We start from the raw sequence: 26,462 nt of genomic DNA on the forward strand, positions 1-26,462 counted from the left end.
AAAATATAGAATAAAATATGAATATTAGATGCTTAAAACTAACAAATAATTCGGAAAAAAATAAAAATGTAGGTGATATATTTTGGAAAAATTGAGTAGAAACAGTAGAGTTGTTGCTATCACAAAGATTTTAACTGAAAATCCAAACAAAGTAATAGGTCTAAATAGATTTTCGGAACTATTAAATGCAGCAAAATCAACTATTAGTGAAGATATAGTCATAGTAAGAGAAATATTAGAAAAGCTTGAAATGGGAAAAGTTGAAACTATTGCTGGTGCAGCTGGGGGAATTAAGTACATACCAGGAATAGAAAAGGAAAGTAAGAAAAAGTTTGTTGAAGATATTTGTGAAATGTTAAAGGATGAAAGTAGAATAGTTCCAGGCAACTTTATTTATGTGACGGATTTAATGTATAATCCTCAAATTATCAGTAAAGCTGGAGTTATTTTGTCTTTAGAATTTTACGAAAAAGAAGTAGATTATGTAGTAACTGTGGAAACTAAGGGTATTCCTTTGGCTTATGAAGTTGCAAGAAATTTAGGTATTCCACTAGTAATTATTAGAAGAGATAACAAAGTTACCGAAGGATCAACTGTTACAATTAACTATGTATCAGGAACAAGCGGTAGAATACAGCAGATGTCCCTATCTAAGAGATCTATGAAGCCAAGAAGTAAGTGTATATTTATAGATGACTTCTTAAGAGGAGGGGGAACAGCTCAAGGAATAAAGGATTTACTAAATGAATTTGAAAGTGAGCTAATAGGAATTGGAGTGTTAGTTGATAATATAGGAGTTGCTCAAAAGAGAGTTAAGGACTATATTTCAATAGTCGAAATTAGTAATTTAGACCAAAATAAATCCTTAGAGGTAAAACCTTCGAATTTAATATTATAAAACAACAAATTTATTACACAAAATTGCTGAATTTTATAAAAATTTAAAAAAGTTTAAAAATAAAAGAGGATTTTTAATTTTTTTATAGAATTTTATATCTATCATAGCAACGGAGGTGTAGTGCAATGACAATAACTGATGTAAGAATTAGAAAAATAGCTTCAGATGGAAAAATGAAGGCTATAGTTTCTGTTACATTTGACAATGAATTTGTGGTTCATGATATTAAGGTAATTGAAGGACAAAATGGATTATTTATAGCAATGCCTAGTAGAAAGACACCAGATGGAGAATTTAAAGATATAGCGCATCCTATAAATACTGACACAAGAGAAAAGATTCAAGCTTCAATTTTAGAAGCTTATGAAAAAGCTAAATTAGAAGATGAATCAGAAGAAGTTGTTGACTAATAGTAACTAACTAAAAATAAAAGGGATATCCCTTTTATTTTTTTTGTAAAGAATTATGGGATATATATGGTATAATTAAGGTTGAAATACTAACATCAATACAATATAATATAATGAGATGTTTACGAACGTTTTTAATAAAAAGTATAAATTTGTCCTTAACATTATATAGTGAGGTGAACTTTATGTATAAATGTGCATTGATTTTAGCAGCAGGACAGGGAACAAGGATAAAATCTAATTTACCAAAGGTTTTACACAAAGTATGTGGTAAAGAAATGGTTAACCATGTTATAGATACAATGAGAAAAGCTAAAATAGATGATATAAATGTAATTATAGGAAAGGGAGCAGAATTAGTAAAAGAAAAGACTGCTTCAAGAAATATTAGTTATTCACTACAAGAAGAGCAACTAGGAACTGGGCATGCCGTAAAATGTGCTATTGATTTCTTAAAAGATAAAAAAGGAATCGTAGGTATTTTTGCTGGTGATGCTCCTCTAATCAAGCCTGAAACTATTCAAACTTTATTTAATACTCATATGGAAAATAATAATTCTGCTACATTATTGTCTTCTATAGTTGAAGATCCAACTGGGTATGGAAGAATAGTTAGAGAAGGTAATGAAGTATTAAAGATTGTTGAACACAAGGATTGTACTGAAGAAGAGTTAAAAATAAATGAAATGAATGCTGCAATATATTGCTTTGATATCGAAAAGTTATTAAGTTCTCTTGAAAAATTATCTAATGATAATAGCCAAGGAGAATATTACTTAACTGATGTTATAGGAATATTAAAAGATGAAAATGAAAAAGTAGGAGCAGTATCAATAGATTATGAAGAAACTATAGGAGTTAATTCTAGAGTTCAATTAGCAGAGGCAGAAGAGATATTAAGAAGAAGAATTAACAAAATGCACATGGAAAATGGAGTTACGTTAATAGATCCAAATTCTACATATATAGGAGATGATGTGGAGATTGGAAGAGATACTATAATATATCCTGGAAATGTAATTGAAGGTAATACTAAGATTGGAGAAGGAGTTATGATATATCCTAATTCAAGGATTTCAAATAGTATTATTGATAATGAAGTAGAAATACAATCTTCTGTAATAATTGACAGTAAAATTGGGGAAAGAACAACTGTTGGACCATTTGCATATATAAGACCAGAATCTGTAATTGGAAATGACGCTAGAATAGGAGATTTTGTTGAAATTAAAAAATCAACTATAGGAAATAATACAAAGGTATCTCATCTAACATATATAGGGGATGCAAAGGTTGGGGAACATTGTAATTTTGGATGTGGAACAGTAGTGGTAAACTATGATGGTAAGAAGAAAAATACAACAGTAATAGGTAATAATAGTTTTATAGGTTGTAATACGAACTTAGTATCACCAGTGACAGTAGAAGATAACACATATATTGCTGCAGGTTCAACTATAGTAAATGATGTGAAAGAAGGGGAACTTGCAATTGCAAGGGCTAAACAAAGGAATATAGAAGGTTGGGTAGCCAAAAAAGGTCTTACTAACAAATAGTTATTTAGATAAACAAAAGTGTTAAAAATATTAAGGAGGTCTTCATACAATGATAACCCATGGAAAAAATATAAAAATATTTACTGGAAACTCACATCCAGAATTAGCGAAAGAAATTGCTGACACTTTAGGATTACCACTTGGTAAAGCAAAGGTTTCAACATTTAGCGATGGTGAAATATCAGTTGATATAGGAGAAACAGTAAGAGGAGCGGATGTATTTGTAGTTCAATCAACAAGTTCACCAGTAAATAATAATTTAATGGAACTGTTAATAATGATAGATGCATTTAAGAGAGCCTCAGCTGGAAGAATAACAGTTGTTATGCCTTATTATGGATATGCTAGACAAGATAGAAAAGCTAAATCTAGAGATCCAATTACAGCAAAATTAGTTGCAGATTTATTAACAGCAGCAGGTGCACACAGAGTATTAACTATGGATTTACATGCAGCTCAAATTCAAGGATATTTTAATATACCAGTTGACCATTTATTAGGATCACCAATATTAGCAAGTTATTTTGTTGATAGAGGATTTGACGAAGATGATGATGTAGTTGTTGTTTCACCAGACTTAGGAAGTGTTACAAGAGCTAGAAAATTTGCAGATAGATTACATGCACCAATAGCAATCATTGATAAGAGAAGACCTAAGGCAAACGTATCAGAAATAATGAATATTATAGGAGACATAAAAGGCAAAAAATGTATTCTTATAGATGATATGATAGATACAGCAGGAACTATTGCAAATGCAGCTAATGCTTTAAAGGATTTAGGTGCTAAAAATGTATATGCATGTTGTACTCATGGAGTTTTATCAGGACCAGCTTTTGAAAGAATAAATAATTCAGCTATAGAAGAATTAGTTATGCTAAATACTATAAAGCTGCCAGAAGATAAAGAAGATTTAATTAAGTTTAAAGCATTATCAGTAGCTCCTTTATTTGCAGAAGCAATAAAGAGAATATATGATGATGAACCAATAAGCAAACTATTTGAAGCTTAATACATAATTGGATAAAAAGCCTCTAAGAAGCACAAACTTTTTAGAGGCTTACTATTTATATTTAATTGTGGTATTTAATTTAAAAAATAAGTTCATTAGAGAAGTGGATTATATATAGTTTTAAGGACGGTGTTTTATTTATGAATAATAAATTAGGCAAGGTATTAATCGTAGACGATGATGAAAATATATGCGAAGTTATTAATATGTATTTATTAAATGGAGGATATGAAACCAGATCAGCTCATAATGGAAAAGCAGCTGTTAATTTATTTTTAGATTTTAAGCCAGATATAGTACTACTTGATATTATGCTTCCCCAAATGGATGGAATTGAAGTTCTGAAGTGGATAAGAAAAAATAGTGAAATTCCAGTAATTATGCTAACAGCAAAAGGTGATACTTTTGATAAGGTATTAGCATTAGAACTTGGAGCAGATGATTATATTGTTAAGCCTTTTGAGCCTAAGGAATTAATGGCAAGGATAAAAGCTGTTATGAGAAGGTATAATTATGATGAAAAGAATGCGGAAACTATTAATTATCCAGACTTAATTATAGATGCTTCTTCTTATAATGTAGTGTATAAAGGACAAGAAATAAAGATGCCACCTAAGGAATTCGAACTTTTAAATTACTTAGCTATAAATAAGAATAAGGTTTTTACAAGAGAACAGTTACTTTGTGAAGTTTGGGGATATGATTATCCAGGAGATTCTAGAACTGTAGATGTTCATATTAAAAGACTTAGAGAAAAGATAAGTGGTGGGATTAATTGGCAAATAGAAACTGTTTGGGGAGTTGGATATAAATTTGAGGTGAAATAGATGAAGAGGAAAAGTGTAATATACAAGCTTTTAATTACATTTTCATCTATAACTACGCTTATTTTAATATTAGTTGGAATATTTATATCCATGATTATAAATAGGGAATACAACAATGAAAAAAGAGCTCTTATAGGTAGTTATATTGAGATAATAGAAGAAGCCACATCTAAGTTTATAAATAATAATGATGAATCAGGATATAAGGATTTAATTAATACTATGAAGATAATTAAGTTATCTGTAAAGATGGACTCAATAGTTTTAGATAGTCAAGGATATGTCTATGAAGTTTCAGATGACAAATTATCTTATCTAAAGTATACCAAAATAGATATGCAAGATTCTGATTTGAGTCTATTAAAAGAAAATAAATTAATAGAGAAAGGCTTTATAAATGAATCAAATAATAAGATAAAAGTTGAATATTACCCTCTTTTTGGTAATGATAGTTTTAATGGAGCAATTATTTTGATAAAAGATAATAGGAATATAAGTTTCTATAATTTTTATATTGTGCTTTGGATATCTGTGCTAATTGCAATTATACTTTCTGATATTATAGCTTATTATCTTGCTAAAAAAATATTGATAAATCCATTATCTGAGATTAATAATGCTGCTAAAAAACTAGCCAAAGGAGAGGTGGAAAAAAGAGTATATATAGAATCTAATGATGAAATTGGAGAGCTGGCAAATTCCTTTAATATGATGGCAGAATCTTTAGAAAAAGTAGACTTAGCAAGGAGAGAGTTTATTTCAAATGTATCTCATGAATTAAGATCACCTATAACATCTATAAAGGGTTTTATAACAGGAATTATTGATGGTGTTATACCAAAGGATAGAGAAGGATATTATTTAAATATAGTTAACGATGAAGTAAGTAGGCTATCAAGATTAGTAACAGATCTTTTGGATATATCATCTATGGAATCAGGTAAATTTAAAATGAACATAGGTAAGATTGACATTAATGAAATAATAACCTTATGTATCTTGAATTTACAAGGGAAAATTGAAGAAAAGAAAATAAATGTAGAAATTATATTTGCAGATAATCACCAATATTGTTTTGCTGATAGAGATAGAATAATTCAAGTTATAACTAATCTAATTGAGAATGCCATTAAATATGGAAATGAAAATGGAAAAATACAAATAGAAACTTATACTAAGGGAGATAAAGTTTTTATAAGTATATTTAATACAGGAGAAAACATTCCAAAGGAAGAGATAAATAAAATTTGGGAGAGATTTTATAAAGTAGACAAATCTAGAACAAACAAAATAAGTACTGGATTAGGATTGCCTATAGTCAGATTAATTTTAACTCAACATAAACAAGATATCTGGATTGATAATATTCCAGATAAAGGTGTAAAATTTACATTTACATTAAAGAGAACTACTAAATAGGGAGTTTTTAATACCATGTTAGGGATTATAAATAAAAAAGATAATCAAAATAATAATTTGCAAGGAGAAAACAATTCTTCAATAAAGTTTGTAAAAAGAAAATTAAGATATAGGACTTTGGAATTATTAAAGGTTTTAATATTTATTTTTATTACAGTTTCTATAAGTATAGGAGTATTTATAATATTTTTTAATTATAAGTATAAAGAATTATTGAATAATAACAATAATATAGATAGTTATAATATTAATAAAGTTTATTATAATGCTATAGATAATGTAAAGAATTCTTTAGTAACTGTTGGAGGAAGCAAAGAAGCCTTACAAGAAAATATATATGTAAATGGGAATGTAACTGGAATAATAATTGAAGAGAGTGGCAAAATAATAACCAATTATTCAATGATAAAAAATTTAAAAGATATATATGTTAAGTTGTCATTTGTTAATTCAGAGCCTATAAAAGGAGAAATAATATTTGTAAACGAAGATATTGATATAGCTATAATTAAGGTTAATAGTGAAGAAACTTTAACTCCAGTTAAGGTTGCACCTTCTAATGAAATAATAGCAGGAGAAAATATTTTGCTAATTAGTAATTCAACTTCTGATGAATACATAGATAATATGGTACCAGGTATTATTACATCTTCAAACAGAAAATTAGAAGTTAATAATAAAAAATATAATTTAATAGAAGTTAACACTCCAATAAATAAATTTAATACTGGAGGAATTATAAGCAATTTAAAAGGTGAACTTATAGGAATTGCAAGTATAAAAATAACTGATGATATGAATATTGAGGGCCTGTATTATTCTATAGATTTAAGTTCGGTAGAGAAGATAATTAATTATACTAATGAAATAAAGTATATATTAGGAATAGATAAAGGGGAATTCATTGAGGTTAATGATTCAGAAAATTATAGCGGTATATATGTTACTAAAGTAAATAAAAATGGCAATTCATATAAATCAGGATTAAGGCCAACTGATATAATAATTGAAGTTGATGATAAAAAAATTAATGATATTAAAGAAGTATCAGAGATGGTTAAAAATAAGAGGAATGGAGATACTGTAACCTGTAAGGTAATGAGATCTGGAAAGATTATAGAAATAGATATAATATTAAGTAATATCAAGGAATAGCAACTCTTGTCTAAGGTTGCTATTTCTTTTAAAGGTCTTTTATTATTGTAAAAAACTAGTATAATATAAAATATGTAAAGATTCATTAGGAGGACAAATTACTATGTTTTTAATTGTAGGTCTAGGAAATCCAGGTAAAGAATATGATGGAACTAGGCATAATATAGGTTTTGAAGCTATAGATTCTCTAGGGAGAAAATATAGTATAGATTTAAATAAATCAAAGTTTAAAGGTGTATTTGGAGAGGGTTTTATAGAAGGTAAAAAGGTTATTTTACTAAAACCTACTACATATATGAACTTAAGTGGAGAAAGTATTAGAGAAGTAATTAATTTTTATAAAATTGATAATAATAATATTATAGTTATATATGATGATATAAGCTTAGAAATAGGAAAATTAAGAATAAGAGAAAAAGGAAGCGCTGGTGGCCATAATGGAATAAAGAGTATAATAGCCAATTTGAGCACAGATGTTTTTCCAAGAATTAAAATTGGTGTAGGACAACCTAAAGGTGATTTAGTTTCTCATGTTTTGGGAAGATTTAATAAAGAAGAAGCACAAGATTTAAAAGAGGTTATTGACGCATCAATTAAGGCAGTAGAAATAATAATAAAAAATGGAGCAAAAGCAGCTATGAATGAATTAAATGGATTTAAGCTGTCAAAAAATGAGTAATAAGGATGGTGTATTTTAATGAGATTAAAGGGGGTATTACAACCTTTAAGTGAAAACTCAACTTTTAATGAAATAATAGCTAGTATAAAGGCGGGGAAATTTCCTATAAATATAAATGGACTATCTGATTCAGGTAAAAGTTATAGTATATTTGGTATCTATGAAGAAGTAGATTCTCCTATGATTATTTTAACTAATAATGATATGGAAGCAAAAAATATATATGAGGATTTAAGTTTTTATACTAATGATATTTATTACTTTCCAGCAAAGGAAGTAGTTTTTTATAATATAGATGCTATTTCAGGAGATTTAAGGTGGGCAAGATTAAAGGTAATTAAAGAAATATTAAATAATAATAAAAAGATAATAGTTACATCAGTAGACTCCTTAACATCAGTTTATACACCTAAAGAGTTGTTTAATAAATATAATATAACTTTAAGTGTAGATGATGAAGTAGATTTTAAGGAGCTATCTAAGAAACTTTTAGAATGTGGTTACGAAAGGGTTGAATCCGTTGAAGGAAAAGGAGAATTTTCTTTAAGAGGAGGAATATTAGATGTATTTCCACCTATATCAACCTATCCATATAGAATAGACCTTTTTGGTGATACTATAGATTCAATAAGAACTTTTAATACAGAATCACAAAGAAGTATTGAAAAGGTTGACTCTATGGAAATATTTCCAGCAAAAGAAGTTATTTTAGACGAGGAAGCCTTAAGTAGAGGAAAAGAAAATATTTTAAAGGAATTTGAAGAAATCAAATCTAAGGGAAAATCTGATGATGAAAGAATAGAGAAGCTTGGAGCCATAGTTAAAGCTAATGTGGAATCTTTAAGTGAAACTTTAACTTTTGAAACAGTAGATAGTTATTTGCCTTACTTTTATGAAAGGACAGATAGCTTTTTTGACTATGTAAAAAATTATATATATGTAATTGATGACTTGAAAAAGTGTGAAGGAAAGCTAGAAAGTTCTTACTTTGAATTTAAAGAAAATTATGAAGCCTTTCTTCAAAGAGGAGGAATATTACCTTCACAAATTAATTTATTACTAAATCAAGAAGAATTAATTGAAAAGTTAGAACTACAGAATGCAATTACTTTAGATGTATTTGATATTAATAGTAAGCTATTAAGACCTAATAAAAAATATTTATTAAATTCTATAACCTTAAATAGCTATCAAGGCCAGTTAGATTTATTAATAGAAGATATAAAAGATAAAAAATCTAAGGGATATAGAACAGTAATATTATCAGGTACAAGACCAAGAGGAGAAAGATTAGTTAATACACTAAGAGATAGAGAAATTGAAAGTGTATATAGAGATGATGTAAATTCTATAGAATTAGGAGAAGTAGTTATTACCTTCGGAAACCTTTTAAAAGGCTTTGAGTATCCTGAATTAAAGTTATGCGTTATTTCTGATAAGGATGTATTTGGTGAAGCTAAAAGAAAAATATCAAAGAGAAAATCTAATAAAAAAGGAATAGGCAAGATAAAAAGCTTTGCTGAACTTAAATTAGGAGACTACGTTGTTCATGCTAATCACGGTGTGGGTGTTTACAAGGGTATAAAGCAAATTGAAGTAGGTGGTCATAAAAGGGATTACCTAGATATAGTTTATGATAAAGGAGATAAGCTTTATGTTCCTGTTGACCAATTAGATTTAGTTCAAAAATATATAGGTTCAGAAGGAAAAACTCCTAAGGTAAATAAGCTAGGTAGTGCTGAATGGAGTAAGGCTAAGGCTAAAGTTAGAAAATCTATAAATGAAATTGCACAAGATTTAGTTAAACTATATGCAACTAGAGCGACATTAAAGGGATATAAATATAACAAAGATACAGAATGGCAAAGGCAATTTGAAGATGAATTCCCATTTGAGGAAACACCAGACCAATTAACATCTCTTGAAGAAATTAAGAAGGATATGGAATCAGATAAGCCAATGGATAGACTTCTTTGTGGTGATGTTGGTTATGGTAAAACAGAAGTCGCTGTTAGAGCTGCCTTTAAAGCTGTTATGGATGGAAAACAAGTTGCTTTCTTAGTGCCAACTACTATATTAGCAGAGCAACATTATAAGAATATGCTTAAGAGATTTTCAGATTTCCCTGTGAAGATAGATATGATAAGTAGATTTAGAAGTGCTAAAGAGCAAAAAGCAACACTTCAAGCTGCTAAGGAAGGAAATGTAGATATACTAATTGGTACTCATAGATTAGTATCCAAAGATATAGTTTTTAAAGACTTAGGATTATTAATAATTGATGAAGAGCAAAGATTTGGAGTTGCACAAAAAGAAAAAATTAAAAATTTAAAGAAAAATGTTGATGTATTAACATTAAGTGCTACACCTATACCAAGAACTCTTCATATGTCACTAACAGGAGCTAGAGATATTTCTGTAATAGAAACTCCTCCAGAGGAAAGATACCCTATTCAAACTTATGTGGTAGAGCAAAATGATCAATTAGTTAGAGATGCTGTACTAAGAGAGATAAATAGAGGAGGTCAAGTTTACTATGTTTATAATAGAGTAGAAAGCATAGAAAATATGGCTAAATATTTAGCGGATTTAATTCCTGAATGTAAAATTGGAATTATTCATGGGCAAATGACAGAAAGACAGTTAGAGACTGAAATGGTAAGCTTTATGAATAGGGATTATGATGTTTTAGTGTGTACGACTATAATCGAAACAGGAATAGATATTCCAAATGTTAATACTATGATAATTCATGATTCAGATAAAATGGGACTATCTCAACTTTATCAATTAAGAGGTAGAGTAGGTAGATCTAATAGAATAGCATACGCATACTTTATGTATACTAAAGATAAGATTTTAACTGAAGTTGCAGAAAAGAGATTAAAAGCTCTTAAAGATTTTACTGAACTTGGTTCTGGTTTCAAAATAGCTATGAGAGACTTAGAAATTAGAGGCGCTGGTAATATGATGGGTTCAGCACAACATGGTCATATGGCAGCTATAGGGTATGACTTATATTGCAGAATGTTAGAAGATACTATTAAGATAATTAAAGGTGAAATAGAAAAAGAACCTATTGAAACAACAGTAGACATAAAAGTAGATGCGTATATTCCAGGAACTTATATAGAAGATGAAATTCAAAAGATAGAAATTTATAAGAAAATTGCAGCTATAGAGAGCTTAGATGACTATATGGATATTAAATCGGAGCTTGAAGATAGATATTCAGAAATTCCAGATCCTGTTTATAATTTAATGGATATAGCATATATTAAGAGTAGAGCAAAAATGCTTTCAATTGAGGAAATTAAGGAAACACCAAAGGAAATTAAATTTATATTTGCAGATGGAACTACTAATCTTAATAAGATATATAAATATCTACTACAAAACTATAAGGATAAATTATTCTTAATGTTTGGAGAAAAACCGTATTTTGGTGTTAGAATTTCTGAAGTGAAAAAAGAAGAAATTTTAGGCTTATTTAAAGAAATATTAGATAACTTAACTAAAAATATTTAAAGTTAATTAAGAAATTGAATAACTGACACAATATTGATATACTATTTGTATATAATTAAATGGCTTAACAAATTAAATAGAAATGAGGGAACATCATTGGTTAAAATTAAAAGAATAATAGCTGCGGGAGCCTTAAGTATATTTGCTTTTTCAGCAGTTGGATGCGAAATGATACAAAGGACACCAGAGTCAATTAAAAACACTGTGCTAGCAAAGGTGGGAGATCTTAAGGTTACAAGAGGGGAAGTTGATGAGTTAGCAGATCCTTATTTACAACAATATGGTTCTGATTACGATACAAATGCAGAAATAGCGGACCAAGTAAAAGAATTAAGAACTCAAGCAATAAACTTGCTAGTAGAACAAAAGATTATGTATAAGAAAGCTGAAGAGCTAGGAGTGCTTCCAACTGAAGAAGAAGTAGCAGCTGAAACTGATAAGTATATTGAAAGTCAAAAGGAAACTTTTGGTGGAGAAGAAGCCTTTAATACTGCTTTAACAAATGCAGGAATGACTTTAGATGAATATAGAGAAAAATTAAATAAAAACATCCAAGATAGTTTAATAAGCACTAATGTTACTGAAGAATTATTTAAGGATGTATCTGTTTCAGATGAAGAAATTAAGACATATTATGATGAACACTTAGATAGTTTTAAGAGTGCAACAGTTTCTCATATCTTAATAAAAGATGAAGCAAAAGCTAAAGAAATAAGAGAAAAAGCAGCAAATGGAGAAGATTTTGCTACATTAGCAAAGGAAAATTCAGAAGATACAGGAACTGCTGAAAATGGTGGAAGCCTAGGAACTGTAACCTATGATACTACTCAATATGTTGCAGAATTTACAGAAGCCTTCAAGAAATTAAATGAAGGTGAAGTTTCAGAACCTGTAAAGAGCACTTATGGATATCACATAATAAAGGTTACGGATATTAAACAAAAGACACTTGATGAATCAAAGGATTCTATAAAGACTACATTAGAAAATGAAAAGAAAAATGAAATATATACTTCTTCTATTGAACAATGGAAGAAAGACTATAAGGTTAAAACATACGAAAATAGATTATAAAAAATTTTAAGGAATTAGCTATGATTAGCTAATTCCTTTTTTCTTTTAAGTTACCTAATATTTTTTTGATTAAATAAAAATTGGTTATATGGGTATAAAATTTCTAATAAGTCAAATAATAATATTGCAACTAATTATTAATTAAGGAGGTAGCTCGTAATAATGAAAGCAACAGGGATAGTTAGACGTATTGATGACTTAGGAAGAGTTGTAATACCAAAAGAAATAAGAAGAACCTTAAGGATTAGAGAAGGAGATCCCTTAGAGATTTTCACTGATAGAGAAGGTGGAGTAATTTTAAAAAAATATTCACCTATTGGGGAATTAACTGATTTTTCGAAAGAATATGCTGAAAGTTTACAACAAGCAATTGGACATATTATTTTAATAGCAGATAAGGATGCGTTTATATCAGTCAGTGGAGGCTCTAAGAAGGAGTATATTGAAAGAAAGGTTAGTCAGGAACTAGAAAAAGTAATGGAAGAGAGAAAAGCAGTTTTGATAACAGATCAAAGCAAAACAATTCCATTAAATAGTGATGAAGAAGCTGGAAAGTATACTAGCCAAGTAATATCTCCTATAATAGCAGAAGGCGATGCAATAGGAGCAGTTATTATCTTATCAAAGGAACCAGGTGAAAAGTTAGGGGAATTAGAATTAAAGCTATCTGAAACCGCTTCAGCTTTCTTAGGTAAACAAATGGAACAATAAACATAAATTAATTAATAAAATATAAAGTTATCAATAAAAAGTAATAATACCTCTAAACTTAAAATAAAAATTATTAAAGCAATAAAAGTTTGGAGGTATTTTATGAAGAAACAATCTCTAATAAAAGCTAGTTTAATACTTGGAATGGCAGGGATAATAGCAAGATTTTTAGGATTATTCTTTAGATGGCCACTAATTATGCTTATAGGGGATGAAGGTGTGGGATATTATCAAATGTCATATCCTCTGTATATGTTTTTCGTTGCTATGGCTTCAGGAGTTCCTGTGGCTATTTCAAAGATGATTTCGGAGAAGAAAGCAAAGGGAGATATAGAAGGCATATTTGTAACATTAAAGGAATCTACAATTTTAATGATGGTTTTAGGAATTGGTACAAGTCTTTTATTATTTGTTTTTGCTAAACCTATTATTAATTTTGTTCAGTGGGATATGAAATCCTATTATTCTTTAATAGGGATATCTTTTGCGCCTTTTGTAATTTCTATTATGACTATATATAGAGGCTTTTTTCAAGGGCTTCAAAATATGACGCCTTCAGGGGTTTCACAGATATTAGAGCAAATAGGAAGAGTGATAATAGGTGTTGGACTTGCTATCCTACTTTTACCTAAGGGTATAGAGTATGCAGCAGGGGGAGCAGCCTTTGGGGCAGCAGCAGGAGGAGTTATAGGAGCAAGTTATCTGCATGAAAAGTATAAAAAAGTTAAAAAAGAAATGTGGAATAGGAAGGTTAGAAGTAACCCAGAAGTGCTTTCAGCCATATTAAAAATAGCATTACCTATTTCTGTAGGAGCAACTGTAGGGACTATAATGAGTTTAATTGATTCTATATTAGTTCCTCAAAAATTATTACAAGCAGGCTTAGTATCAGAAAAAGCAACTATTCTTTATGCACAACTTACAGGTAAAGCTAATGTAATAACTAACATTCCATTAACTTTATCCATGGCGCTTGGAACTGCACTTATACCTATAATAGCAGAGAAGTATGTAATGAACAGGAGAGATGAGTTAGAGTCTAAGGTACAATTAGCTATGAAAATGTCCATGCTTATAGCTATGCCTTGTACATTAGGGCTTTTTTTCCTTGCAGGACCTATAATGAAGGTTATATTTCCAGGAAGATATGATGGAATATTAATTTTAAAGTATTTATCATTATCAGTACCCTTTATAATATTAACTCAAACAACTACATCCATTATGCAAGGAATAGGTCATTATATTAGGCCTATCATTAACTTATTTATAGGATGTATAGTTAAAGTAATATTAACATTTATTTTAGTTCCTAGACCTGAAATTAATATATATGGGGCTGTTATAGCCAGTATTTCTGCGTATTTAGTGGCAACTATATTAAATTTAATTTCTTTAAGAAAAAGATTAAAATTAAGACTAAATGTATATAAATCTTTTATAAAACCTATTATTGCAGCTTCTATTATGATTATTGGCGTATTAGTTGCATATAATTTAATATTTATTAAAACTAATAGCAATACTTCTTCTTGCTTATTATCTATATTTTTGGGTATTATTATATATGTAATATTAATAGTGATACTTAGAATATTTAGTATAGATGAAATAAAAAATAAATTTGTAAAAAATTAATTAGTAAGGAGAGAACCTAATGATAAAAATAATAGGTTTAGGACCAGGAGCACCAGATGCCTTAACTATTGGTGCAGTTAGGGCTTTAGAAGAAGGAGAAAATATATTTTTTAGAACTGAAAAACATCCTACTGTAGACTACTTAAAATCAAAGGTAGAAAGATTTAAAACATACGATCATTATTATGAGACTTCAGATAATTTTGATGAAGTTTATGAAAATATAGCTAGTGACATAGTGAAAAATCATAAGGAATTTGGAGAAATAGTTTACGCTGTCCCTGGCCATCCACTAGTAGCAGAAAAATCAGTATTTAATCTTATTAGCTTATGTGATAGTGAAAATATTAAATATGAAATAGTGCCAGCTGTAAGTTTTATTGATGCAATGATGGATGTATTAAAAATAGATCCAATTGAAGGACTAAAAATTATTGATGCTTTTGATATAGGAAATCAAGTTTTAGATAAGAGAATAGGAACTATAATTACGCAGGTATACAATCCTTTAATAGCATCAGAAGTAAAGTTGAGATTATTAGACTATTACAATGATGATACAGAGATATACTTTGTTAGAGCTGCAGGTATAGAGGGAGAAGAGTCTATTAGAACAATACCTATTTATGAACTTGATATGCAGGAAGATATAGACTATTTAACTTCTATTTATATACCAAAGGATATGGGTAATAAGAAGGATTTTAATGATTTAGTTGAAATAATTGATACTTTAAGAGGAGAAAATGGTTGTCCTTGGGATATGGAGCAAACCCATGAAAGTATAAAAAATCAATTATTAGAAGAAGCTTATGAATTAGTAGATAGCATAAATAACGATGATATAGATGGAATGATAGAGGAACTTGGAGATGTTTTATTACATGTAGTTTTCCATGCATCTATAGGTAAGGATGATGGATATTTCAATATTTATGATGTAATAGGATCTATATGTAATAAAATGATTTATAGACACCCTCATGTTTTTGGAAGTGTAGAAGTTTCAAATAGTAGTGAGGTTGTAGATAATTGGGAAGAACTTAAGAAAAAAGAAAAAAGCCATAATACTATCACTGATGAAATGAAGGCTATAGCAAAGGCGCTTCCAGCTTTAGTTAGGGCTCATAAGGTTCAAAAGAAGGCGGCTAAAGTAGGCTTCGATTGGGATAGGGTAGAAGAGGCTTCAGTAAAGGTTGAAGAAGAATTAAAAGAGGTATTAGATGTATATAAATCCAATAATAAGGAGAAAATAAAAGGTGAAGTAGGGGACTTATTATTTGCATCTGTTAATGTAGCAAGGCTATTAGATATAGATGAAGAAGAAGCATTAAATTTAACTATACAAAAATTTATAAATAGATTCTCTTTTATTGAAGAAGAGGCATTAAAAAATAATAAAAATTTAAATGAAATGACCTTAGAAGAAATGGATAAACTTTGGAATGAAGCAAAAAAACAAAGAATTTAATAAAATAAAGAAGGATTTATAAATTTTTTGAAGAATAGTATTATAGTGATTTATACTATGCTATAATTAACTTATTGTAAAAAATAGCTTTTATAACAAAAAAATCATAATGTTATAGACTAGCACAAAAAGACGATATATAATAAGAGAATGTAGTTATAGTACATATTAACAGAAATGGTTAACTACTAAAATATACACGGGTTATTTAAGGAGGATGTAATTGTGAATAAAGCAGAATTAATCACTAGCATGTCAGAAAAAAGCAAATTAACTAAGAAGGATGCTGAATTAGCGTTAAAAGCTTTTATAGAAAGCGTTGAAGAAGCATTAGAAAAGGGAGAAAAAGTTCAATTAGTTGGATTTGGTACTTTTGAAACTAGAGAAAGAGCAGCAAGAGAAGGTAGAAATCCAAGAACTAAGGAAACAATAAGCATTCCAGCTTCAACTGTTCCAGTATTCAAAGCAGGAAAAGAGTTTAAAGAAAAAGTTAATAAATAGTATAAATAGAACCCCAGTTTACTGGGGTTCTTTTAATAAACAATAAGGTTTAAGGAGAGTAAATATGAGATTAGATAAATATTTAAAGGTTTCCAGAATTATAAAAAGAAGAACTGTAGCTAAAGAAGTCTGTGAAGGTGACAGAGTTTCTATTAATGGGAAAATAGCTAAACCTTCAACTGTAGTTAAAGAGGGGGACATTATAGAAATACAATTTGCAAACAGAACTCTGAAAGCAAGAATTGTAAATATAGCTGAACATGTAAGAAAAGAAAATGCAAAAGAAATGTATGAGATATTAGAAGGCGAAGAAGATAAAGAATAAATATTATATCTCTTTCATATATTTTTATAAAGAATATGTGGAGGAGATAAGATGGAAAAGAAAAGTGAAAATAAACTAGAAGAACCTAGGGGTAATATAGTTTTAGAAAATAGAAAAAAGTTAACACTTACAGGGGTAGAAGAAGTTATAAGTTTTGATGATGAGAAGATTTTATTAAATACAAAGTTAGGGTTTTTAACTATTAAAGGGTCAGAACTAAAAATGAATAAGCTAGATGTACAAAATGGCGATGTAATAATAGTTGGGAATGTAGCTTCAATAGTATATAGTAGTAAGGAAATAAAAAAAGAAAAAGAAAGTATAATTTCTAAATTATTTAAATAGGTAAATGATATGCCGTTATCTTTAGATGTTCAAATTGACATATTAGTATATTCCATACTTGCTGGAATATTAGTTGGCATATTATTTGATTTATATAATATAATAAGGGGATTTAGGATTCCTAAAATAATAGTAATAATCGAAGATATATTATTTTGGATTCTTACCGCTGTTATAGTGTTTACCTTTTTACTATATACCAATTATGCTTTCTTAGGTCCTTATGTATATATATTTATGGTTTTAACTTTAATCCTTTATTTGAAATTTATAAGCCCTACAGTCTTTAGAATAGAGAAATATATAATTAATAGAATTGCTAAAATTATTAGGATAACTTTTAAAAATGCAGTATATCCAATAAAGATAATATATTATAGTATTTCTGGTAAAAAATGATAGGAAAACTATGAACATAAAAAAATAACTTGAATAAAATATTTATAGTGTTTAAAATATATTGTATAATATATTTTAAAGAGGGTGAGAGCAATTAAAAAGCAACTAACTCTTAAAAGATTAATTATAGTTATTATTTTTGTTATTTTTGTTGCTAATTATATAAAGCAAGAAATTACTATTAGAAGAATCCAAGCAGACATTATTAATAGCCAGGAAGAATTACAAGAACTTAAGAATAAAAATTTCAAATTAGAATCAGATCTTAAAAAAGCTAATGAATCTAATGAATATCTTGAGAAACTTGCAAGAGAAAGACTAGGTATGATTAAAGATGGAGAAAAAGTTGTGGATTCTCAGCAGCAAAATTAAAAAAATATGTTTTAGAACTATTTAAAAGAGGTTATTATTATAATAACATATATTATTTAATTTTTAAGGAGGAATCTTTGTAACATGACCTTGATGGCAGGAAACATATTAGAAGGTACAGTGGTTAATATAACTAGTTTTGGAGCTTTCGTTGAAATAGAAGGAAAGACAGGACTAGTTCACATTTCAGAAGTGGCAGATTCATTTGTTAAGGATATTAGAGAGCACCTTAAGGAACAAGATAAGGTGAAAGTAAAAGTGATATCTATTGATGATAATGGGAAGATAAGCTTGTCAATAAAGCAAGCAAATGTACAAAAAAAATCAATTAAACCTGTAGAAATAGATTGGACATCAGAAAGTAAAAAGACTAGCTCTAATACAGGCAATTTCGAAGATATAATGTCAAGGTTCTTAAAAGACAGTGAAGAAAGAATGCAAGATGTTAAGAAGAAGCAAGATTTTAAATCTAAAGGTTCAAGAAAAAACTAATAACAGATAATAAAGTACATCATATAAATTTAATATATAAATCTATATAAAGGACTATTTACTAATTGAAATAGTCCTTTATGCTTTGTAAGAAAAAGAATTTACAAATAAAATTAAGTAATATCAAATAAAAAATCAAAAAAAGATGTTGACACTATATAAAACATAATATATAATTAATTTTGTCGCTGAGGGGCGACAGAAAAAAACATGCTGAAGTGGCGGAACAGGCAGACGCACAGGACTTAAAATCCTGCGGTAGCGATACCGTACCGGTTCGATTCCGGTCTTCAGCACCAAGCTAAATTCAACTTAATTATCGCGGGGTGGAGCAGTTGGCAGCTCGTCGGGCTCATAACCCGAAGGTCGTAGGTTCAAGTCCTGCCCCCGCAACCAAAAATGGCGGAATAGCTCAGCTGGCTAGAGCACTCGGTTCATACCCGAGGTGTCGTAGGTTCAAGTCCTATTTCCGCTACCATATAGGCTGAAGTGGCGGAACAGGCAGACGCACAGGACTTAAAATCCTGCGGTAGCGATACCGTACCGGTTCGATTCCGGTCTTCAGCACCAAGTTGAATTTAGCTTTTAATATCGCGGGGTGGAGCAGTTGGCAGCTCGTCGGGCTCATAACCCGAAGGTCGTAGGTTCAAGTCCTGCCCCCGCAACCAAAATATGGCGGAATAGCTCAGCTGGCTAGAGCACTCGGTTCATACCCGAGGTGTCGTAGGTTCAAGTCCTATTTCCGCTACCATACACGCTGAAGTGGCGGAACAGGCAGACGCACAGGACTTAAAATCCTGCGGTAGCGATACCGTACCGGTTCGATTCCGGTCTTCAGCACCAAAGTACTTAAGTATAACTTAAGTACTTTTTTTTATTTTATAAATAAAAAATATATATTATATTTTTAGATTTGAAGCTTATCAAAGAAGAACATGCATTATATTTTTATCTTTAATTTTTTCTATTTATATTTCTTCAAAAATTAAGTAATACTGACAAATTTATTTTCAAAAGAAAAAGGTTAAATAATACAAAAACTTATTATTTAGAACTTTATGAATAAAAAGGGCTATTTAAATAAGGAAATTTACATAATATTGTACTACGAAAAAATAATAACTATACATCTTGCGACACATAATTTTTTTATAAGGTGATATAATCTAAATTACATTTTATGGAAAGATGGAGGAGAGAAAATGCAATATGGTGTTAACATATCAACTTATAAGAGAGTGGATAACAAGAAAAAAAGAGAAATAAAGCTTCAAGGGACAGCTTTCAGGTTGATTATATCCCTGGTAATGGGATTTTTACTTAGTAGAGTTCTATTGTCAGCAACTATAGATATGGGGATAGCACCTTTTGGTATTGCGTATCTTATAGGTATAAAGAGAGAAGATGTTACAAGTATATTAGTAGCTCTACTAGGAACTATATTAGGGTATTTATCTATATCAGCTACCTTAGAGGGAGCTGTTAGTTATTCAATAGCAGCTGTACTAGTAATAGGATATATGGAGGTTTGTAATAAATTAGAAATTAAAAAGAGGGATTATGTTACTTTTTTCTTGGTTTTTTCTGTGTTTATTATATATAACATTGTTGTAAATAATAAACCTATAGAAGTTAACATAGTATTTTCTTTGTTAAAGGTTTTAAGCATAGTTCCAGTTAAATATATGATAAGTTATGCTTTAAGATGTGTAGATGAATTAGAAAGTAATTATTTTTTCTCAACAGAAGAAATAATTAGTATAGGGATTTTAATTTGCTTATTAATTGCAGGTGTAGGAAGTTTAGATATATTTAATATACAAGTTAGAAATATTCTAGCACTTTCTTCTGTTGCTATTTTTGCATATATAGGGGGATCTGGAATAGGATCTGCCATAGGAGTGTCTATGGGTCTTATTATAGGAATAACTAATGGAGATATTGTAAGTGCTATAACTTTATATAGCTTATGTGGGTTAATAATTGGAATTTTTAAAGAAGTTGGTAGAGTCTTTTCTGCTTTATCCTATGGAGTTGTTTATTTTATAGTATGGATGTACTCAAATTCCTTTAATGTTTATGGAGGAATAGAGGTATTGTTTTCAGTGATGATATTAATCTTAATTCCAAAGACATTAATAGAAAGTATTAATAGTGAATTTAATCAAGAAAAAAAGGCTGAAGTTATAAATGATATTCATTTAAATGGAATAAAGGGAGAGTTTATAGATAGATTAGGTTCTATGAAATCTATTTTATCAACCTTATCAGCATCTATATTAAATTTAGGTGAAAATGACATTTTATCTTTAAATAATAAAGGCACAGCAATGGTAGAAAGCTTAGCTGATAGAGTTTGTTACAATTGTGAGCTTAGACAAAGGTGTTGGGACAGAAACTTACATTCAACCTTTGAAGGCTTTACAGAACTAATATGTAGCTGTGAAAATAATGATATTTATATTCCTAAAACCTTAGATAAAAGGTGTGTTAAAACTAGGAGTTTAATAAAAAATGCTCAAGAGATAGTTAATAATTATACTGTAAATGAAGCATTAAAGACTAGACTAAGTGAAGGTAGGAATATAATAGCAAATCACATTAATAATATATCTAATACAATGGAGAGTATGATACGAGATTTTGAAAAGGATATTTCTATTTGTTTTGAAATAGATAAAATATTAAGAAAAGCCTTTAATAGAAATAAAATTGATTATTCAGATGTATTTTCTTATTTAGATAGACATGGAAGGATGAAAATAAAAGTTTCAACTAATAATACTGAAGATGAAAGATATTGTACTAAAATGATATTACCTATAATTAATACTTTAGTTAAGGTTCCAGTATCAATATCTAAAGAAGGAACTAGAATAAATCCTGATACTGGAGAATGTACTGTAATTATAGAAGAAACTCCTAAGTATCATATGACTTCTTATGCAGCTATTAAGGCTAAGGATGGAGAGACATATATTGGAGATAGCTATAGTTTTTCTAAGACTAGTGATGGAACTTATATAAACATAATTAGTGATGGAATGGGATCAGGGCCAGAGGCTGGAATGGAAAGCGGATTAGCAGTAGGATTAATTGAGAAGTTTATAGAAAATGGATTTAGTGAAAAAACAGCCATTGATACTGTTAATTCTATAATGGCAATGAAATTTAATGAAGATGAGAAATTTACAACTATGGATTTAAATATAGTAGATTTATATACTGGGGAGGCTGAATTTATAAAAATTGGAGGCGTTGTAAGCTTTATAAAAAGAGGCAAGGATATAAAGGTAATTAAATCTAATAGTTTGCCTTTTGGAATATTAGATTCTGTAGATTTAACAACTGAAAAATTTAAATTAAAGCATGGAGATATTATAGTAGCAATTAGTGATGGAGTTTTAGATATAGATAAAAATAATATAGGAAGTTATGCATGGCTTGAAGAATACCTAGAATATTCAGATACTAATCCAGCTGCATTATCTAGAGATATTCTTGAAAAGGCTATGGTTTTAAGTAATGGTAAGGTTAAGGATGATATGACAGTATTAGTTTCTAAAATATATTCAGTATATTAGAAAGGTTTTATATGAAAAATATTAATCTGGAGCTGATTATAAACGGCTCCAGATTATTTTTGGAAAACATTTTCTATTTTAAAAGGGAGAATATTTTGTAGTGTTATAGGATATATTTTATATTACAATATTGTAAAAAATAGTTAAGAAATTTTATTTACAGATAAGTTTGTTAAGGTTATTATAGTATATATTAAAATAATTTTACTAAGGAGTAATGTTGTGATAAACAAAGTAAAGGCTTTTGTAATTGAAAATAATTTAATAGAAAATGGAGATAAAGTTTTAGTTGCTTTATCTGGTGGTCCTGATTCTGTTTGTTTATTAAATATCCTTTTTGAACTTAGAAGGGAATTTAATATTGAAATTGCAGCGGCACATGTAAATCATATGCTTAGGGGAGATGAAGCCTTTAAAGATGAAGAATATGCAAGGGATATGTGTAATAATCTAAATATAGACTTCTTTTCTGAGAGAATAGATATAAATAAAATATCTAAAGAAAGAGGTATATCTCATGAATTAGCAGGTAGAGAAGAAAGATATAAATACTTTCATCTAATAAGCGAGAAAAATGGGTACAATAAAATTGCTATTGCTCACAACTCAAACGATCAAGCAGAAACTGTTCTTATGAATATGATGAGGGGGTCTGGAATTGAGGGACTTTGTGGCATTAGGAGCAAGAGAGAAGGGGGAATAATAAGACCTATTCTTTGCTTATCTAGAGAAGAAATAGAGCGTTATTGTAATATTAATAATTTAAATCCTAGAATAGATAAAAGTAATCTAGAAAATGTATACAATAGAAATAAAGTTAGATTAGATATTCTTCCTTATATGAAGAAAAATTTTAATAAGGATATAATAGAAACAATCAATAGAATGGCAAGTTTATTACAAATAGATAATGACTTTATGGAAAAAGAGTGTAATAATTATTATAAAAAGTTTTGCACTAATCATGTAGATAAATTAATTATATCCAAAGAAGCTTTTTCAATAGAAAAGGCCATCTTAACTAGACTTATAAAAAAAGCATTTGTAAAATTTACAGGTAAGCACACTAATTTTGAAATGAAACATATTCACGAAGTAATATCACTAGCCAATAAAGAAACTAATAAAAGGATTAATATTCCTAATGGCATAATAGCTGAAAATATATATGGAGATATATATTTAAGATTTAAAGAAGTTAAAAATAATGAATTTCAAGAAATTATATTAAGTAAAAGCGAATTAGAAGGTAATAACGTTGATTTTGAAAATTATATTATAAGTTTTGACCTAATAGATAACAAAAAAAATATAGAATTTTCTAATAATGTATTAATAAAATTTTTTGATTATGATAAGATAAAAGAAAAGCTAATAATTAGGAAAAGGTTAAATGGGGATAGAATTATTCCTCTTGGAATGAAAGGTAGTAAAAAATTAAAGGATATTTTTATTGATTTGAAACTGCCTATAGAAGAAAGAAATCAAGTTCCTGTTTTATGTTTTGATAATGAAATAGCTTGGCTAGTAGGATATAAAGTTTCTGAAAGCTTTAAAATAACTAAAGATACAAAAAGAATTATAAAAATTACATTTGCTAGAAAGGAATAGGAATATGATAAAGGACATAAAGGAAGTATTGCTTACAGAGGATCAAATAATAAATAGAGTTAAAGAGATAGGTAAGGCTATAAGTGAAGAGTATAATGGTAAAGATTTATTAATAGTAGGAATTTTAAAAGGTTCAGTTATATTTGCTTCTGAACTTATAAAAAATATTTCTATACCATGTGAAATAGATTTTATGGCTGTATCTAGTTATGGAAATTCTACTGAAACATCAGGAGTAGTTAGGATATTAAAGGATTTAGATCATGGAATTGAAGGCAAAGATATAATAATAGTAGAAGATATAATAGATAGTGGAGTTACTTTAGACTATTTACTAAAATACTTGAAAGCTAGAAAAGCAAATAGTATAGAGATAGTTACATTACTAACAAAACCATCTAGAAGAAGAGTAGATCTAAATGTAAAATATTGTGGATTTGAAGTTCCAGATGAGTTTTTAGTAGGATATGGATTAGATTATTCCGAAAAATATAGGAATTTACCATATGTAGGAATACTAAAAGAAGAAGTATATAAAAAGTAAAAAGAAATATAGTATAATAGTGCAATATAATATAACTAGAAGAAAGGGGGGCCTTGAATGAAAAAATATTCAAGTGCAACAGTATGGATATTTGTAATTTTGATATTATTCTTTTCTGCAACGTTTTTATGGAATAGTGGCAAAATGGCAGATGAAATATCATACAGTGATTTTCAACAAAAATGGATAGGAAATGAGATAGAAAGCATTGTGGTGCAACCTGATAAGATGCTTATATCAGGTAAAACAAGAGATAACAAGCAGTTTAATACATATGCTCCAGAGGAAATGGTGCAAATGTTAATGTCTGAAAACCCAAAAGATGATATAAAGGTGGACTTTAAGCAACCTTCCAATAGTAGTCTTTGGATAAGTATAATTCCAACTATAATGATATTAGTATTAGTATTTGTATTCTTCTTCATGATGACACAACAATCTCAAGGTGGCGGAAGTGGAAGAGGTGTTATGAACTTTGGAAAGAGTAGAGCTAAAATAATGCCTCCAGATGCAAAAAGAGTTACCTTCGATGATGTTGCAGGTGCAGATGAAGAAAAACAAGAATTAGAAGAAATTGTAGATTTCTTAAAACAACCATCTAAGTATACACAAATGGGAGCAAGAATACCTAAAGGGGTACTATTAGTTGGACCTCCTGGAACAGGTAAGACATTACTTGCTAAAGCTATAGCAGGTGAAGCTGGTGTTCCATTCTATAGTATATCAGGTTCTGATTTCGTTGAAATGTTCGTTGGTGTAGGTGCATCAAGAGTTAGAGATTTATTTGAACAAGCTAAAAAAAGTGCACCATCATTAGTATTTATAGATGAAATAGATGCAGTTGGTAGACAAAGAGGTGCAGGCCTTGGCGGTGGACACGATGAAAGAGAACAAACTTTAAATCAATTATTAGTTGAAATGGACGGTTTTGGTGCAAATGAAGGAATAATAATGATTGCTGCAACTAACAGACCAGACATTCTTGACCCAGCTTTATTAAGACCTGGTAGATTTGATAGACAAATAGTTGTTGGAGCTCCAGATGTTAAGGGAAGAGAAGAAATTTTAAAAGTTCACACTAAGAAAAAACCTTTAGCAGAGGATGTAGATTTAAAGGTATTAGCTAAGAGAACTCCAGGATTTAGTGGAGCTGATTTAGAAAACTTAGCAAATGAAGCAGCTTTACTATCAGTTAGAAGAAATGAAAAATTAATAGGAATGTTAGAATTTGAAGAAGCTATAACTAGAGTAATAGCTGGTCCTGAAAAGAAAAGTAGAGTAATGAGTGAACATGATAAGAGACTTACAGCTTATCATGAAGGCGGTCACGCTGTAGTTATGAACCTTCTAGAACATGCAGATCCTGTTCATGAAATAAGTATAATCCCAAGAGGTATGGCTGGTGGATATACTATGCACTTACCAAATGAAGATAGATCATATACTTCAAAAGAAAAATTAAAGGATGATATGGTTGGATTATTAGGTGGTAGAGTAGCAGAAAAATTAATTCTATCAGATATTTCTACAGGAGCTAAGAATGATATAGATAGAGCAAGTGCTATAGCTAGAGCTATGGTAATGGAATATGGTATGAGTGAAAAGCTTGGAACAATATCATATAATTCAGATAACAATGAAGTATTCTTAGGTAAGAACTTAGGACATGGAAGAAACTTTAGTGAAGAAGTTGGTGCAGAAATAGATAAGGAAGTTAAGAAATTTATAGATGAAGCTTACAATAGAGCTGAAAAATTATTAAGTCAAAATATTAATAAACTTCATGCAGTAGCAGCAGCTTTATTAGAAAAAGAAAAAATTGATGGCGAAGAGTTCCAAAGAATATTTAGTGAAAACTAAAATAAATTAAGGAGTTGTTTTTTAACAACTCCTTATTAAATTTTAAGAACT

The 26,462-nt window shown here is 29.0% G+C and carries 23 protein-coding genes and 7 tRNA genes; all 30 read left to right on the forward strand.

Translation table 11 applies throughout. The features are described from left to right. The first annotated feature begins 82 nt into the window (after positions 1-82). The 30 genes from purR to ftsH all read left to right on the forward strand — a co-directional run bounded on the left by purR (position 83) and on the right by ftsH (position 26,411). Positions 83-898 (forward strand): pur operon repressor, encoded by an 816-nt coding sequence (gene purR / locus ACFYH6_RS00980; RefSeq protein ID WP_416179832.1) that lies wholly within the window; start codon positions 83-85, stop codon positions 896-898. Positions 899-1,023: 125 nt separating this feature from the next. Continuing rightward, on the forward strand, positions 1,024-1,308 hold the full coding sequence (spoVG, locus tag ACFYH6_RS00985) for a septation regulator SpoVG (RefSeq protein WP_316341917.1): 285 nt from the start codon (positions 1,024-1,026) through the stop codon (positions 1,306-1,308). 185 nt (positions 1,309-1,493) lie between these two features. Next, a complete protein-coding gene (glmU, locus tag ACFYH6_RS00990) occupies positions 1,494-2,864 on the forward strand; it encodes a bifunctional UDP-N-acetylglucosamine diphosphorylase/glucosamine-1-phosphate N-acetyltransferase GlmU (RefSeq protein ID WP_416179833.1) in 1,371 nt (456 codons plus the stop codon). Between the two features lie 49 nt (positions 2,865-2,913). Further along, positions 2,914-3,876, forward strand: a complete 963-nt coding sequence (locus ACFYH6_RS00995) for a ribose-phosphate diphosphokinase (protein WP_316341919.1) — start codon at positions 2,914-2,916, stop codon at positions 3,874-3,876. A gap of 140 nt (positions 3,877-4,016) precedes the next feature. Beyond that, positions 4,017-4,703 (forward strand): response regulator transcription factor, encoded by a 687-nt coding sequence (locus tag ACFYH6_RS01000; RefSeq protein WP_316341920.1) that lies wholly within the window; start codon positions 4,017-4,019, stop codon positions 4,701-4,703. Further along, complete coding sequence (locus ACFYH6_RS01005) at positions 4,704-6,122, forward strand: HAMP domain-containing sensor histidine kinase (protein WP_316341921.1); 1,419 nt, start codon at positions 4,704-4,706, stop codon at positions 6,120-6,122. Positions 6,123-6,137: 15 nt separating this feature from the next. Then, complete coding sequence (locus ACFYH6_RS01010) at positions 6,138-7,277, forward strand: S1C family serine protease (protein ID WP_416179834.1); 1,140 nt, start codon at positions 6,138-6,140, stop codon at positions 7,275-7,277. 103 nt (positions 7,278-7,380) lie between these two features. Further along, positions 7,381-7,956 (forward strand): aminoacyl-tRNA hydrolase, encoded by a 576-nt coding sequence (pth, locus tag ACFYH6_RS01015; protein ID WP_416179835.1) that lies wholly within the window; start codon positions 7,381-7,383, stop codon positions 7,954-7,956. 18 nt (positions 7,957-7,974) lie between these two features. Then, on the forward strand, positions 7,975-11,484 hold the full coding sequence (gene mfd / locus ACFYH6_RS01020) for a transcription-repair coupling factor (protein WP_416179836.1): 3,510 nt from the start codon (positions 7,975-7,977) through the stop codon (positions 11,482-11,484). Between the two features lie 96 nt (positions 11,485-11,580). Further along, complete coding sequence (locus ACFYH6_RS01025) at positions 11,581-12,558, forward strand: peptidylprolyl isomerase (RefSeq protein WP_316341925.1); 978 nt, start codon at positions 11,581-11,583, stop codon at positions 12,556-12,558. A 162-nt stretch (positions 12,559-12,720) separates the two neighbouring features. Continuing rightward, positions 12,721-13,269 carry a stage V sporulation protein T gene (gene spoVT, locus ACFYH6_RS01030; protein ID WP_316341926.1) on the forward strand — a complete coding sequence of 183 codons (549 nt, stop codon included), beginning with the start codon at positions 12,721-12,723 and terminating at the stop codon, positions 13,267-13,269. A 102-nt stretch (positions 13,270-13,371) separates the two neighbouring features. Further along, positions 13,372-14,907 carry a polysaccharide biosynthesis protein gene (locus tag ACFYH6_RS01035; protein WP_316341927.1) on the forward strand — a complete coding sequence of 512 codons (1,536 nt, stop codon included), beginning with the start codon at positions 13,372-13,374 and terminating at the stop codon, positions 14,905-14,907. Between the two features lie 19 nt (positions 14,908-14,926). Then, positions 14,927-16,378, forward strand: coding sequence for a nucleoside triphosphate pyrophosphohydrolase (mazG, locus tag ACFYH6_RS01040; protein ID WP_416179837.1), 1,452 nt, complete (start codon positions 14,927-14,929; stop codon positions 16,376-16,378). A gap of 225 nt (positions 16,379-16,603) precedes the next feature. After that, positions 16,604-16,879 (forward strand): HU family DNA-binding protein, encoded by a 276-nt coding sequence (locus ACFYH6_RS01045; RefSeq protein ID WP_066889712.1) that lies wholly within the window; start codon positions 16,604-16,606, stop codon positions 16,877-16,879. Between the two features lie 64 nt (positions 16,880-16,943). Beyond that, complete coding sequence (locus tag ACFYH6_RS01050; RefSeq protein WP_316341929.1) at positions 16,944-17,204, forward strand: RNA-binding S4 domain-containing protein; 261 nt, start codon at positions 16,944-16,946, stop codon at positions 17,202-17,204. Between the two features lie 51 nt (positions 17,205-17,255). Then, a complete protein-coding gene (gene yabP, locus ACFYH6_RS01055) occupies positions 17,256-17,549 on the forward strand; it encodes a sporulation protein YabP (protein WP_316341930.1) in 294 nt (97 codons plus the stop codon). Between the two features lie 9 nt (positions 17,550-17,558). Further along, a complete protein-coding gene (gene yabQ / locus ACFYH6_RS01060) occupies positions 17,559-17,948 on the forward strand; it encodes a spore cortex biosynthesis protein YabQ (RefSeq protein ID WP_316341931.1) in 390 nt (129 codons plus the stop codon). An 84-nt stretch (positions 17,949-18,032) separates the two neighbouring features. After that, entirely contained in the window at positions 18,033-18,320 is a 288-nt protein-coding gene (locus ACFYH6_RS01065; RefSeq protein ID WP_316341932.1) for a septum formation initiator family protein, read from the forward strand. Positions 18,321-18,404: 84 nt separating this feature from the next. Next, entirely contained in the window at positions 18,405-18,812 is a 408-nt protein-coding gene (locus ACFYH6_RS01070; protein ID WP_316341933.1) for a S1 domain-containing RNA-binding protein, read from the forward strand. 212 nt (positions 18,813-19,024) lie between these two features. Beyond that, positions 19,025-19,111 (forward strand) — tRNA-Leu (locus ACFYH6_RS01075). Between the two features lie 21 nt (positions 19,112-19,132). After that, positions 19,133-19,208: transfer RNA gene (locus ACFYH6_RS01080), tRNA-Met, on the forward strand. Positions 19,209-19,213: 5 nt separating this feature from the next. Further along, positions 19,214-19,290, forward strand: a tRNA-Met gene (locus ACFYH6_RS01085). Positions 19,291-19,295: 5 nt separating this feature from the next. Then, positions 19,296-19,382 (forward strand) — tRNA-Leu (locus tag ACFYH6_RS01090). Between the two features lie 22 nt (positions 19,383-19,404). Then, positions 19,405-19,480 (forward strand) — tRNA-Met (locus ACFYH6_RS01095). Between the two features lie 6 nt (positions 19,481-19,486). Next, positions 19,487-19,563 (forward strand) — tRNA-Met (locus ACFYH6_RS01100). A gap of 5 nt (positions 19,564-19,568) precedes the next feature. Continuing rightward, positions 19,569-19,655, forward strand: a tRNA-Leu gene (locus ACFYH6_RS01105). Between the two features lie 359 nt (positions 19,656-20,014). After that, positions 20,015-22,396 (forward strand): stage II sporulation protein E, encoded by a 2,382-nt coding sequence (spoIIE, locus tag ACFYH6_RS01110; protein WP_316344395.1) that lies wholly within the window; start codon positions 20,015-20,017, stop codon positions 22,394-22,396. Positions 22,397-22,618: 222 nt separating this feature from the next. Further along, positions 22,619-24,007, forward strand: coding sequence for a tRNA lysidine(34) synthetase TilS (gene tilS / locus ACFYH6_RS01115; RefSeq protein WP_416179838.1), 1,389 nt, complete (start codon positions 22,619-22,621; stop codon positions 24,005-24,007). A gap of 4 nt (positions 24,008-24,011) precedes the next feature. After that, entirely contained in the window at positions 24,012-24,551 is a 540-nt protein-coding gene (gene hpt / locus ACFYH6_RS01120; RefSeq protein WP_316344399.1) for a hypoxanthine phosphoribosyltransferase, read from the forward strand. Between the two features lie 57 nt (positions 24,552-24,608). Continuing rightward, positions 24,609-26,411, forward strand: coding sequence for an ATP-dependent zinc metalloprotease FtsH (gene ftsH / locus ACFYH6_RS01125; RefSeq protein WP_416179839.1), 1,803 nt, complete (start codon positions 24,609-24,611; stop codon positions 26,409-26,411). Positions 26,412-26,462 lie beyond the last annotated feature (51 nt).

It is taken from the genome of Clostridium sp. HCS.1 (assembly GCF_047900555.1).
Classification (GTDB): Bacteria; Bacillota; Clostridia; order Clostridiales; family Clostridiaceae; genus Clostridium.